We start from the raw sequence: 12,685 nt of genomic DNA on the forward strand, positions 1-12,685 counted from the left end.
CCGACCGGGCCGCCGGACCCTCAGATGCGGGTCAGTGCCCAGAAGCCCACGGCGTAACAGGCCAGAGCCAGGAGCAGCAGTGGTACCGCCACCTTGGCCGGAGGGCCGGGGCGGGAAGGCCTCTGCGCACGGTGCCTCGACGGAGCCTGGGCGACTGGCGGGGCCTGCGGAGTCCACACCGTGTACGAGGCGGTGGAGGCGTCCGTGCGGTACTGCTCCGCAGGGGGCAGGGACGGGCCGGAGTACACGGGTGGGAGCGGCTGGGCGGTGGACAACGGGTGCGTGGGTTCGTAAGGGGAGACCGGAGCCTGCGGGTGCGGGCCCTGAGTCGGTGTGGGGCGTGGCGGTCCGGGCAGCGGGGTCGTGGTGACGGTGGCCTGCGGAGGCGGCAGCGGGAAGCTGCCGGTGTCCGACATGGAAAACGGCTGGGCGGCGGCCGACGGGTCGGTGGTCCGTCGCGGGTCGGACGGTACCGACGGCGCGCTCGCCTGGGACCAGGCAGGGCTTGACACGTCGGCGGGCTGCCCGCCGGGCACCGGCAGGTCCGCCTCGTCCGCTCCCCGCCGGGACTGCTCCTCGCCCGTCTCCGGGCCGGACGGCTGCGCTCGCGGACCCAGTCCCTTCGCCCTCTCCAGCGGTCCCTCGGGGGCGAACCCCCGGGGGAGCGGGCCGAGTTGGTCGAAGATTTCGATCAACTCGTCGTCCGGGCCCGGCTCGGGGAGCAGCTCCGCGGCTGCGGCGAGTGCCTTGCGTGCTCCCGTCGCCGTACGGAACCGCGCCTCCGGGTCCGGCTGGAGCAACATGGCCACCACCTGCCACAGCGGCTCCGGAATGCCCTTGGGCGCACCGGGCGTCCCGTGCTCGGCGAAGTACTGGATGAGCGCCTTGCTGTCCGGCTTGGCGCCTTCCAGCAGATACAGCGCGACCAGTCCTACGGCGAACAGGTCGGCGGGGAAGTCCGGTTCGGCGCCCATCATCTGCTCGGGCGCGAGATAACCGGGCGTCCCGACGACGAGATTGGTCTCGGTCAGGCGGGGCTCGCCCAGCCGCATCGCGATGCCGAAGTCGGACAGCCGCAGCCGCGGCCGGCCCGTGCCGGTGGCCTCCAGGAGCACGTTGGCGGGTTTGACGTCCCGGTGCACCACGCCCTCCGCGTGCACCGCGGCCAGGCCCGCCAGCAACTGGTCGAGCAGGGTGCAGACGAAAGCCGGTGGAAGGGGGCCGTAGTCCCCGACGAGATGGACCAGGGATCCGCCCGCCACCAGATCCATGGTGAACAGGACCTTGTCGTCGTCGGCGGCCCAGCTGGTGGGGGCGAGCACATGGGGGTGGTCGATCCGCAGGGCCTGTTCGCGGACAAAGCGCAGCAGTGAGTGCGCGTCGCTCTGGAGCAGTACCTTGGCGGCCACGTAGCGACGGCGGCGGTGGTCCCAGGCGCGCCAGACGGCACCGACCCCTCCGCGTCCGATCGGGTCGACCAGTTCGTACCGGCCGGCGAAGATCTCACCCATGGCTGTACGTCGCTCCTCCCCCTGCGGCTTCCCCCCTGGCTTCCCCTCGGCGAGCGCTACGACTCCCCGACGGGCGAAACGGCTCCCCCTGACGCCCCCCGACTCCCCCGATGAGCGATACGTCCCCCTCACATCAACCGGTCCCCCGTGCGGCGCACGCCCCCTCGTGCCCGCCCGTACCGTGACGCGTCCCCCGTCACCTCACCCGCGGCCCGCTGCCGAACCCCCTTCGGCGGCCGGGCCGGGGATCAGCTCTGGTGGGACTGGTAGTGCGTGACCGCGTCCGAGGTGCGGCCGGCCCCGTAGACCCGGAGGAACTCTGCCAGCTCCGGATGGGTCGGGGCGAGGGTGTCGGCGGCGTCGATGATGTCGCCCGCCGCCGCGACCGACCGCAGCAGCGACTGGATCTCGCGCACGACGCGCTTGACCGTGGGCGCCCCCGAACTGCTCGTGGTCTGTGTGGTGTTGCTGAGCACCGAGCCCCCTTGTGACTTCTTGATCTCCTCCATGCGCTCAGTGGCCTCGGCCGCGCTCACGCTGCCGTCCGCGACCTGCCCCGCCAGGTCCTGGAGCAGCTGCACCCGCTGCACCACGGCCGGGTTGCCGATCTTCGCCCGCTGACCGCTCATCAGCTGCGACAGCATCGGAGCGGACAGTCCCAGAACCCCCGCGAGACGAGCCTGGTTGAGACCAAGATCGTCGATGAGCCTACGGAAGAGCGCCCCCAACGGCTCCCCGTACCAGTTCCGCTGCAGTTCCCGCGCTCTTGCGGTCGCTTCCTGCTGTGCGGCGTCCATTGCGTCTCCCCATCGCTTCCCCATGTACGGCGGTTCGCGGTAGCGAACCACGCCGAGCATCTTACGGAGAGTGGTCGACGACGGGGACCCCCAATCTTTTTGCGGAACCATGGGGGTGACCCGGTACTCTGGTCTTCGACGCCCGCCGGGACGCGGTTCCTCCGGCGCGATGTCACCTTCCGGGGCCTTAGCTCAGTTGGTAGAGCGCTGTCTTTGCATGGCAGATGTCAGGGGTTCGACTCCCCTAGGCTCCACTCCGGAAATGCCCTCCGAGCTGCGGAAACGCAGCCTCGGGGGGCATGGTGCGTTTCCGGGCGGATTCCGGTGACGCATGTTTCACGTGAAACAGCACGGCGGGGCGGGAGACCCTCAAGTCTCCCGCCCCGCCGTGCTGTTGAATCCGGCGCCCTCAGGAACGGTCGTCGCGCTGCGCGGCCTCGTCCTCGGCCTGCTTCGCCTCGACCTCAGGATCCAGCACTGCCTGGCCCGTGCCGTCCACGGAGGACAGGTTCCCCGACTCGGGGACCTCCGTCGCGGCCGGCGGCTCCACCAGCCAGTCCGGGTTGGCCTGCTTGTCCCACCACTTCCACGCGGCGAAGGCACCGCCAGCCACGGCACCCAGGATCACCAGCGTCTTCATGGCCTTGCCGGCCCTGGCCCGCCTCTCGTGCTTGCGGACCAGCTTCTGGATCTCCTTCGACGAGACCTGACCGCGCAGCGCGGCCATGGCGGCCGCACTCCGGGCGGCGGCCTCGGCCGTGACAGGCACGGCCGCGGCCACTGCCTGTTCGATCATCGGCCTGGAGTACTCCGCCGCCTGGCGGGCAACTTTGCGGGTACGTTCGGCGGCTTCCTGGGCGGCCTGGTCGACCTTCGGCGGCACATGCGTGCGGGCCTGCTCCAGATACGGCTGCACAAGAGTGCCGTACTGGACGCGCGCCTGCCCTGCGGCCTGCGTCACCTTGGGCGCTAGCCGTACGCGTGCCTCGTGTGCGTAGTGCGCGGCCCTGTCCTTGGCCGTGTCGGCGTAGGGCGCCACCACTTCCGCGGCGTGCAGCACGCTGTCCTTCGCCGAACCAGTCGCGGCGCGCACGCTGTCGATGCGGGTCACGGGTTCCTCCTCCTCGGTGGCGTACGGTATTTCGACTTTCCACCCTTTTACGGATCATGCCTCCCGGTGCACGACCAGGCATGCGCGGACGGGCATCCGGGTCACGCGAATCGGCATCCAGTGCCGATCGAGTGCGATACCGGACAAAATAGGGGGCAACAGGAGCTTGTCGTCGACAATGCCACGGATCCCCGCCGCGCGCCCCCGCCCCGGGACTACTCGACCGGTTTTCTGTGAACCCCGCCGAGGGTTTCCCCCCGCTGCGCCGAGCTCGGGCGACGCCGGGGCTGCTCCGTGCGAGGATCAGGGGGTCACGGAAAGACAACGGAAGGCAGATCGTGGCTGAGCAGCTCTATGCCACCCTGAAGACCAATCACGGCGACATCGAAGTCCGGCTTCTGCCGAACCACGCGCCCAAGACGGTCAAGAACTTCGTCGAGCTCGCCCAGGGCGAGCGGGAGTGGACCCACCCGGAGACGGGTCAGAAGTCCACCGACAAGCTCTACGACGGCACGGTCTTCCACCGGGTGATCAGTGGCTTCATGATCCAGGGCGGTGACCCGCTGGGCAACGGCACCGGCGGCCCCGGCTACCAGTTCGAAGACGAGTTCCACCCGGACCTGCGCTTCGACAAGCCCTACCTGCTGGCGATGGCCAACGCCGGCCCGGGCACCAACGGCTCGCAGTTCTTCATCACCGTCTCCCCGACCGCGTGGCTGAACCGCAAGCACACCATCTTCGGTGAGGTCACCGACGCGGCCAGCCAGAAGGTCGTGGACACCATCGCCACGACCCAGACGAACCCGCGCACCGACCGACCGCTGAACGACGTGGTCATCGAGTCGGTCGTTGTGGAGACCCGCTGAGCGTAAGGCTCCCGCAGGGAACCAATCGCCCCGCTCATCCGTAAGGATGAGCGGGGCGGGCTTTTCTCACACGATCTAGGGGAGACCATGGACGACCAGGCTGCGGGCAGCCCGCAGGACGCCCACAGCGTCCCCATGTGCTACCGCCACCCGGACCGCGAGACCGGGATCCGCTGCACCCGCTGCGAGCGCCCGATCTGCCCCGAGTGCATGGTCAACGCCTCCGTCGGCTTCCAGTGCCCCGAGTGCGTCCGCACCGGCTCCGGCACGGGCCACTCGCCCACGGCCGCCATGCCCCGGACGATCGCGGGCGGTTCCATCGCCGCCGACCCCCGGCTGCTGACCAAGATCCTCATCGGGATCAACCTGGCCGTGTTCATCGCCGTCCAGGTCCACGAGGCACTGCTGAGCGACCTCGTCCTCCTCGGCGCCTGGCCGCCCGCGCCATTCACGCCCACCCAGGGCGTGGCGGGAGGCGAGTGGTACCGCATGGTGACGTCGATGTTCACGCACCAGGAGATCTGGCACATCGCGTTCAACATGCTCAGCCTGTGGTGGCTCGGCGGCCCGCTCGAAGCCGCACTGGGCCGCGCCCGCTACCTCGCGCTCTACTTCATCTCCGGACTCGCGGGCAGTGCCCTGGCCTACCTGCTGGCTTCCCCGAACACGGCCACACTGGGCGCCTCCGGTGCGATCTTCGGCCTCTTCGGTGCCACGGCCGTGCTGATGCGCCGGCTCAACCAGGACCTGCGGCCGATCATCGCACTGCTGGTGATCAACCTGATCTTCACCTTCAGCCCGGGCTTCAACATCTCGTGGCAAGCCCACACCGGCGGCCTCGTCGCCGGTGTCGTCGTCGGATACGCCATGGTCCACGCCCCGCGCGAGCGGCGCGCCCTGGTCCAGTACGGCACCTGCGCCCTGGTCCTGGGAGTGGTCGTTCTGATGACCGTTCTGAGGACCGCGCAGCTCGTCTGAGCAGGCGTTGTCCACAGCGTGTACCGGATCCTGTGCACGCTGTGCGGGAACACATGTGCCCCCTGTCACTGACCAGCGTTTCCGCAGGTCAGGCAGGGGGCGAACAGACTTTCGAGTGCCGGTACTTCCGTCATACCGGCGTCAACGTCCCGCGAGTTATCCACAGATCGTCTTTCTTTTCCCCATGTGGAAAACCGCTGTGGATAACTCACTGAACAGCCCTGGGCAGAGCTGCGTTCACCTTCCGGTGACCGCTACTTCCACTGGGTCGAGACGGCGAAGCCGGCGGCGATGAAGCCGAAGCCGACCACGATGTTCCAGTTGCCCAGAGAGTCGAGCGGCAGCGAGCCGTCGGTGACGTAGAAGACGACGATCCAGGCCAGGCCGATGAGGAACATGGCCAGCATGACGGGCGCGACCCAGGCACGATTGCTCAGCTTGATGGCGGTCGTCTGCTTGGCGGCCGGCGGCGTGTAGTCGGCCTTCTTGCGGATACGTGACTTCGGCACGAGGGTCTCTCCTGTCGATGCGCTGCGTGGCCGCGCAGGTAACTGGGTCGGTCTGGGGCAGCGTGAGGGGACTCCGATTGCTCCCCCGGGCGTCCGTTAGCGTAGTGCTTCCGCCGCGCCGAAGGAGATAAGGGTACGTTGAGCAATTCTGCCGACTCCCCCGGGACGGGATCCACCCCTGGGCGCGCGCGCCGTTTCCGGCCGGTGCGGATCCTCACGGCGGCCGTCTTCGCTCTCGCGGGTCTCATCTTCTTCACCAGCTTCGACACCGCCAAGGGCACCAACATCCGCACGGACTCCTCGCTGCTGAAGTTGTCCGACCTCATCCACGAGCGCAGCCGTGAGAACGGCGCGCTGGACGAGACCAACGGCACCCTGCGCAAGGACATAGAGGCGCTCGCCGAGCGCGACGACGGCAGCACCAAGGCGGAGGACGACAAGCTCTCCGCGCTGGAGAAGCGGGCGGGCACGCAGGCACTCAGGGGCGACTCCCTCTCGGTCACGCTCAACGACGCGCCGCCGGACGCCACGGCCAAGCTCCCCGGGTATCCCGAGCCGCAGCCGGACTACCTGGTCATCCACCAGCAGGACCTCCAGGCCGTGGTGAACGCGCTGTGGCAGGGCGGGGCCAAGGGCATCAAGGTCATGGACCAGCGTCTGATCTCCACCAGCGCGGTGCGCTGCGTGGGCAACACCCTGATCCTTCAGGGCCGGGTCTACTCACCGCCGTACAAGATCACGGCGGTGGGTGACCCGGGCCGGCTGCAGAAGGCGCTCGCGGCCTCTCCGGCGATCCAGAACTACATGGTCTACGTCAACGTCTACGGGCTCGGCTGGAAAGTCGAGGAGAACGGCCCGGTGACTCTGCCCGGCTACTCGGGCACAGTGGATCTGCACTACGCGAAGCCCGTGGAGTAGAGGCGAGGGCCGGGGGAGCTGCCGGTGCGCGTGATCGTCAGGACCGTCAGCGAACTCTGCATCACCGTCGGCAGCGTGATCGTGCTGTTCGTCGTCTACGTGCTCTTCTGGACCGGTGTGCGGGCCGACGGTGTCATGGACGCCCAGATCGACCTGCTCCGGAAGGAGTGGTCGAAGCCCCGCCCGCCGGCCGGCGACTCCCCGGCGGGTCCTCCCAGGCCGGCGCCGTACGCCGAGGGCAGGCCTTTCGCGATCATGTACATCCCGCGGCTTGGTTTCACGTGGAACAAGCCCGTGCTCGAAGGCACCGCTGCCGGGACCCTGAAGAAGGGACTGGGCCACTACGCCGAGACCGCCCAGCTGGGGCAGGAGGGGAACTTCGCGGTCGCCGGTCACCGCCGCACCTACGGCGACCCCTTCAAGGACTTTCCCGAGCTCAGGCGCGGTGACGCGGTGGTGCTGACCGACGGCACGACTTGGTTCACGTATCGGATCGACAAAGGCCCGCACAAAACAGTGCCCTCGAACGTCGAGGTGATCGACCCTGTCCCACGTACATCCGGGTACACGCGTTCGGGACGCTATCTGACGCTGACCACGTGCGAACCGGAATGGGGGCACAGTCATCGGCTGATCGTCTGGGCGCACCTGGACTCCACCCAGCCCGTGGAGGCCGGGAAACCAGAGGCGCTGCGCCGTTAGTCTGGTGGCTGTACGGCGTGGGTCTGGTGCCGTGGTACGACGGAAGGGACGGCATGTACGGCTGGATCTGGCGGCATCTGCCGGGGAACACGTGGGCGAAGGCAGTGATCTCACTCGTCCTGGTCGTGGCCGTGGTCTACGTCCTCTTCCAGTACGTCTTCCCGTGGGCGGAACCGCTGCTGCCCTTCAACGATGTGACGGTGGACAACCAGTGAGCGCGCGCATTCTCGTCGTCGACAACTACGACAGCTTCGTTTTCAACCTGGTCCAGTACCTGTACCAGCTGGGCGCCGAGTGCGAGGTCCTGCGCAACGACGAGGTGTCGACGGCGCACGCTCAGGACGGATTCGACGGCGTTCTGCTCTCCCCGGGCCCCGGCACGCCGCAGCAGGCCGGGGTATGTGTCGACATGGTCCGGCACTGTGCAGACACCGGGGTCCCGGTCTTCGGTGTCTGCCTCGGCATGCAGTCGATGCAGGTGGCGTACGGCGGTGTGGTGGACCGTGCGCCCGAGCTGCTGCACGGCAAGACCTCGCTGGTCGAGCATGGCGGTGGGGGCGTCTTCGCGGGCCTGCCCTCTCCCTTCACGGCGACGCGCTACCACTCGCTGGCCGCCGAGCCGGCGACGGTCCCGGCCGAGCTGGAGGTCACGGCCCGCACGCACGACGGCATCGTGATGGGCCTGAGACACCGCGAACTGCCGGTCGAGGGTGTGCAGTTCCATCCCGAGTCGGTGCTGACCGAACACGGGCACCGGATGCTGGCCAACTGGCTGGTGGAGTGCGGCGACCAGGGCGCGGTGGCGAGGTCGGCCGGGCTCGCCCCGGTGGTGGGCAGGGCCACGGCGTGACCGCGCTGCGCCCCGAGCGCGAGTCCGACACCTCGTACGGACAGCAGTCGTACGGGGTGCCGGGTGCGTTCGAGGAGTGGCCGGGCGGAGGGACGTACGGTGCGACCCCGCAGCCGTATCCGGCGGGGCCGGGCGGGCAGCCGCAGCCGGAGCCGTACGCGTCGTACGACCCCGTCTCGGACGAGCGGTATCTGCCGCCGGTCGACGAGGAGACGGTGGCGCTGCGGCTACCGGATCCCCCACCGGGGACCGGCGCCGCCCCAGCGGGCTCTGCGGCTTCTTCGGCCCTCCGGCAGGACGGATCCGCCCCGGGAGGTCGCGCGGCCCGCAGAAAGGCCGCCAAACGCCGTCATGGGCGTCATGGCGGCGCCTCGGAGGCCTCCCCGGCCGCCCACAACGGCAGCGACACCGGCAGCGGCTCCGGCACGGGGAGCCGGTCGCGGGCACCGCTGTCACGTGTGGAGGCGCGGCGACAGGCGCGGGCGCGCAAGCCGGGCGCCGCGGTCGTCGCGAGCCGGGCGATAGGCGAGGTGTTCATCACCGCCGGCGTGCTGATGCTGCTGTTCGTCACCTACCAGTTGTGGTGGACGAACGTGCGGGCGTATGCCCAGGCCGGCCAGGAGGCCAGCAGCCTCCAGAGCGACTGGGCGAGCGGCAAGCGCAGCCCGGGCGCCTTCGAGCCGGGACAGGGTTTCGCGATCCTGCACATTCCCAAGCTGGACGTGGTGGTCCCGATCGCCGAGGGCACCAACAGCAAGGGCGTGCTGGACCGGGGCATGGTCGGTCACTACGCCGAGGGCGCGCTGAAGACGGCGATGCCCGGGGACAAGACCGGTAACTTCGGGCTCGCGGGCCACCGCAACACCCACGGAGAACCGTTCCGTTACATCAACAAGCTCGCTCCGGGCGATCCGATCGTCGTGGAGACGCAGGACGAGTACTTCGTCTACAAGATGGCGTCGATCCTGCCGGTGACGCCGCCGAGCAACACCAGCGTGCTGAATCCGGTGCCCGCGGGGTCCGGATTCACCAAGCCCGGCCGCTACATCACGCTGACCACGTGCACGCCGGAGTTCACCAGCAAGTACCGGATGATCGTCTGGGGCAAGATGGTCGAGGAACGGCCGCGCAGCAAGGGCAAGCCGGATGCGCTCGTCAGTTAAGGGCAGATGACCAGTGGCAGGGACCACCGACACGGACCACGAGAAGCACACCGGCGGGGCGTCCCGGCCGCCTGCGGCGCGCCGCAGGCCCGGCCCGATCGCCCTGGCCGTCAGCTTCTTCGGGGAACTCCTCATCACGGCGGGGCTGGTCCTCGGCCTGTTCGTCGTCTACTCGCTGTGGTGGACGAACGTGGTCGCCGACCGCGCGGCCGGCAAGCAGGCCGACGAGGTCCGTGACGGCTGGGCCCACGGCCGCGGCGGCCCCGGGGCGCTGGACACCAAGGACGGCATCGGCTTCCTGCACGTGCCGGCGATGAGGAACGGCGAGGTCCTGGTCGCGAAGGGCACGTCGAACAAGATCCTCAACGACGGTGTCGCCGGCTACTACACCGACCCCGTGAAGGCGACGCTGCCGATGTCGGGCAAGGACGGCAACTTCTCCCTCGCCGCCCACCGGGACGGCCACGGCGCGAAGTTCCACAACATCGACAAGATCAGGAAGGGTGACCCGATCGTCTTCGAGACGAAGGACAAGTGGTACGTCTACAAGGTCTACGGCATCCTTCCCGAGACCTCGAAGTACAACGTCAAGGTCCTCTCGCAGGTCCCGGAGGAGTCGGGCAGGAAGAAGCCGGGCCGCTACATCACGCTGACGACCTGCACACCGGTGTACACGAGCACGTACCGGTACGTCGTGTGGGGTGAGCTGGAGCGAGTGGAGAAGGTGGACGCGGACCGGACGCCGCCGGAGGAACTGGGCTGACCGCGTTCCTTGCGGGAGGTCGGTCGTTCACCTGACAGAGGCCCGAAGCCGCAACCTTCCCTTGCGGCTTCGGGCCTCTCCGTCACAGTCCGGCTGTACTCCAGGACGCTCAGTGCCGCCCCGGCGCTCCACTCCTCGGAGGGCGATGAGCTCTCACCGGTGCTCGCCCCGTTGCGTCGATCAGGGCGTTGAACAGGGGGACGACGGTCGTTCTGCCTTTCGGCTCGTATGGCCGGGGCGGATTCGGATGCCCCGCCCCACCCGGTGAACGCGTCGGGGCATGTGAAGACGCGATCGAGGGGCGCACGCTTTTGCGAGGTGCGCTTGGTGCAGGGCGGCGGGCACCATGCCGTCTGCCGTGCACGGCAGAGCCCCCGGCCTCTGCGGGCCGGGGGCTCTGCTCCGGGGTGCGAAGGTGCGGTGACGGCGGGGTCAGTCGTCCTCACCGCGGCCGCCGATGGCACCTCCGAAGATGCCGCCGCCGCCGTTGTCACCGCCGCCGTTGTTGTTGTTGCCGCCGCCCGCGGTGGTCAGGGTGATGGCCTGGCCGCCCGGGTTTTCGACCTCGGTACCCGGCTGCGGATCCTGCTGGGTGACCACGGAGTTGTCGTCCTGCGAGCCGGCCACCTGGATGTTGGTGAACCCGCTCTGCTGCAGGATCTGCTTGGCCTGGGCCAGCGTCCGCAGCCGGACCTCCGGCACCTTCACCTTCTGCTGCTGCTTCGCCTTGCCGACGACGATCTGCACCGACGAGTTCTTGTCGACCTGCTGATTGGCCGACGGAGTGGTGGAGATGACCTTGCCGACCTGGTTGGGGTCGTCGGTTTCCTGCTCGGTGCAGTTGCCGACCAGGTTGCTGGCCTGCATCTGCTGCTTGGCGGCATCACAGTCCCGGCCGAGCACGTCCGGGACGGTGGCCTTTTCCTCGGCCTTGGCGACGGTCAGGGTGATCGTCGAACCCTTCTCCACCTCTTCGCCCGTGGTCGGGTTCTGGTCGAGCACGGTGCCCGGTTCCTCGGGGGACGTCCGGGTCTTCGTCTCGATCCTGAACGCGTACTTGTCGCCCGCCAGCTTTTCCTTCGCCTCGTCGACACTCAGGCCGGTGACGCTGGGAACCGTCACCTTCGGCGCGCCCGTCGACACCACCAGCTGGACGGTGGAATATTTGTCGACTTTCTGTCCCTGTTTCGGGTTCTGCGAGCAGATCTTGCCCTTGCTCTGGTCCTCGCAGGGCTTGTTCTCGAAGGTGAGCTTCAGGTCGGCGTTCTCGGCCAGCCTCTCGGCCGAGGCCTTGGTCTCCCCGATGAAGATCGGTGTCTCCACCGCGTTGTTGTCCACGCCGCCATCGCCGCTGAACGCCCACCGGCCGATGAGGATCGCACCGACCAGGACGAGGAGGCCCGCCACCACCAGCAGGATCGTGGAGGTGTTGGACTTGCGCTGCTGGCCGCGGCGCCGGTCGGGGCGGTCGTCGTAGCCGTAGCCGCCGTCGTTCGGGTTCATGGGGGGCAGCATCGACGTGGCGCCCGCGCCGGAGTCGGCGCGCAGGGCGGTCGTCGGCTGGTCGTCGGGATAGCCGCCGTAGCCCACGGCGCCCATCGCGGCGGTGGCCGCGACCGGCTGGCCGTCGAGGCAGGCCTCGATGTCGGCGCGCATCTCGTCGGCCGACTGGTAGCGGTAGTCCCGGTCCTTGACGAGCGCCTTCAGCACGATCGCGTCCATCTCGGGCGTGATCTCGGGGTCGAAGACGCTCGGCGCCTGCGGCTCCTCTCGGACGTGCTGGTAGGCCACGGCCACCGGGGAGTCGCCGACGAACGGCGGACGCACGGTCAGCAGTTCGTAGAGCAGACAGCCGGTGGAGTACAGGTCGGACCGGGCGTCGACCTGCTCGCCCTTCGCCTGCTCCGGGGAGAGGTACTGGGCGGTGCCGATCACCGCGGAGGTCTGCGTCATCGTCATGCCGGAGTCGCCCATGGCGCGGGCGATGCCGAAGTCCATGACCTTGACCTGGCCGTTGCGCGTGAGCATGACGTTCGCCGGCTTGATGTCGCGGTGGACGATGCCGGCGCGGTGGGAGTACTCCAGGGCCTGGAGGATGCCGATGGTCATCTCCATGGACCGCTCCGGCAGCAGCTTGCGGCCGGAGTGCAGCAGCTCACGCAGTGTCGAGCCGTCCACGTACTCCATGACGATGTACGGAATCGACACGTTGTCGATGTAGTCCTCGCCCGTGTCGTAGACCGCGACGATCGCGGGATGGTTGAGCGAGGCGGCCGACTGGGCCTCTCGGCGGAACCGGGCCTGGAAGGAAGGGTCGCGCGCGAGATCGGCACGCAGCGTCTTCACCGCCACGGTGCGTCCGAGGCGGGTGTCATGCGCGAGGTAGACCTCCGCCATGCCACCACGCCCGAGCACCTGGCCCAGTTCGTACCGGCCGCCGAGGCGACGCGGCTCTTCCATAGCTACCTACCAGCCCTCTCCGTCGGTCCCGACCGGCACGCTTGTACGGTCGAGGCT

The 12,685-nt window shown here is 68.8% G+C and carries 13 protein-coding genes and 1 tRNA gene; 9 read left to right on the plus strand and 5 right to left on the minus strand.

The window, feature by feature from the left end; all coding sequences use genetic code 11:
* Positions 1–20: 20 nt before the first annotated feature.
* Both ACIQHQ_RS18160 and ACIQHQ_RS18165 read right to left on the minus strand, forming a co-directional pair.
* Positions 21–1,511: a protein kinase gene (locus ACIQHQ_RS18160; protein WP_402612900.1), complete on the minus strand. Its 1,491-nt coding sequence runs from the start codon at positions 1,509–1,511 to the stop codon at positions 21–23.
* A gap of 248 nt (positions 1,512–1,759) precedes the next feature.
* Complete coding sequence (locus ACIQHQ_RS18165) at positions 1,760–2,308, minus strand: DNA-binding protein (protein ID WP_190900819.1); 549 nt, start codon at positions 2,306–2,308, stop codon at positions 1,760–1,762.
* A 181-nt stretch (positions 2,309–2,489) separates the two neighbouring features.
* Here ACIQHQ_RS18165 and ACIQHQ_RS18170 point away from each other — a divergent pair.
* Positions 2,490–2,562 (plus strand) — tRNA-Ala (locus tag ACIQHQ_RS18170).
* A 155-nt stretch (positions 2,563–2,717) separates the two neighbouring features.
* Here the strand turns inward: ACIQHQ_RS18170 and ACIQHQ_RS18175 are convergent.
* Positions 2,718–3,419, minus strand: a complete 702-nt coding sequence (locus ACIQHQ_RS18175; protein ID WP_402612901.1) for a DUF5324 family protein — start codon at positions 3,417–3,419, stop codon at positions 2,718–2,720.
* A gap of 338 nt (positions 3,420–3,757) precedes the next feature.
* On the opposite strand from ACIQHQ_RS18175, the gene ACIQHQ_RS18180 reads away from it, so the two are divergent.
* A complete protein-coding gene (locus ACIQHQ_RS18180; RefSeq protein WP_402612902.1) occupies positions 3,758–4,285 on the plus strand; it encodes a peptidylprolyl isomerase in 528 nt (175 codons plus the stop codon).
* Between the two features lie 87 nt (positions 4,286–4,372).
* Positions 4,373–5,263: a rhomboid family intramembrane serine protease gene (locus ACIQHQ_RS18185; protein WP_402612903.1), complete on the plus strand. Its 891-nt coding sequence runs from the start codon at positions 4,373–4,375 to the stop codon at positions 5,261–5,263.
* A 254-nt stretch (positions 5,264–5,517) separates the two neighbouring features.
* Here ACIQHQ_RS18185 and crgA read toward each other — a convergent pair whose 3' ends face one another.
* Positions 5,518–5,772: a cell division protein CrgA gene (crgA, locus tag ACIQHQ_RS18190; RefSeq protein WP_402612904.1), complete on the minus strand. Its 255-nt coding sequence runs from the start codon at positions 5,770–5,772 to the stop codon at positions 5,518–5,520.
* Positions 5,773–5,910: 138 nt separating this feature from the next.
* Here crgA and ACIQHQ_RS18195 point away from each other — a divergent pair, with 138 nt between their 5' ends.
* The 6 genes from ACIQHQ_RS18195 to ACIQHQ_RS18220 are packed head-to-tail and all read left to right on the plus strand — an operon-like array spanning position 5,911 to position 10,168.
* The gene (locus tag ACIQHQ_RS18195) at positions 5,911–6,690 is read left to right on the plus strand and encodes a DUF881 domain-containing protein (protein WP_402612905.1); all 780 of its coding nucleotides are present in this window, start codon (positions 5,911–5,913) and stop codon (positions 6,688–6,690) included.
* 24 nt (positions 6,691–6,714) lie between these two features.
* Positions 6,715–7,392: a class E sortase gene (locus tag ACIQHQ_RS18200; RefSeq protein WP_402612906.1), complete on the plus strand. Its 678-nt coding sequence runs from the start codon at positions 6,715–6,717 to the stop codon at positions 7,390–7,392.
* Positions 7,393–7,409: 17 nt separating this feature from the next.
* Positions 7,410–7,607, plus strand: a complete 198-nt coding sequence (locus tag ACIQHQ_RS18205; RefSeq protein WP_037668147.1) for a hypothetical protein — start codon at positions 7,410–7,412, stop codon at positions 7,605–7,607.
* Positions 7,604–8,242, plus strand: a complete 639-nt coding sequence (locus ACIQHQ_RS18210; RefSeq protein WP_402612907.1) for an aminodeoxychorismate/anthranilate synthase component II — start codon at positions 7,604–7,606, stop codon at positions 8,240–8,242. Before ACIQHQ_RS18205 ends, ACIQHQ_RS18210 begins: the two co-directional genes overlap by 4 nt.
* Positions 8,239–9,405 (plus strand): class E sortase, encoded by a 1,167-nt coding sequence (locus tag ACIQHQ_RS18215; RefSeq protein WP_402612908.1) that lies wholly within the window; start codon positions 8,239–8,241, stop codon positions 9,403–9,405. The genes ACIQHQ_RS18210 and ACIQHQ_RS18215 overlap by 4 nt, the downstream gene beginning before the upstream one ends.
* Before the next feature lie 13 nt (positions 9,406–9,418).
* Positions 9,419–10,168 (plus strand): class E sortase, encoded by a 750-nt coding sequence (locus tag ACIQHQ_RS18220; protein WP_402612909.1) that lies wholly within the window; start codon positions 9,419–9,421, stop codon positions 10,166–10,168.
* Positions 10,169–10,600: 432 nt separating this feature from the next.
* On the opposite strand, the gene pknB is transcribed toward ACIQHQ_RS18220, so the two are convergent.
* On the minus strand, positions 10,601–12,628 hold the full coding sequence (gene pknB, locus ACIQHQ_RS18225) for a Stk1 family PASTA domain-containing Ser/Thr kinase (protein WP_402612910.1): 2,028 nt from the start codon (positions 12,626–12,628) through the stop codon (positions 10,601–10,603).
* Between the last annotated feature and the right edge of the window lie 57 nt (positions 12,629–12,685).

Source organism: Streptomyces sp. NPDC092370, assembly GCF_044755265.1.
Lineage (GTDB): Bacteria > Actinomycetota > Actinomycetes > Streptomycetales > Streptomycetaceae > Streptomyces.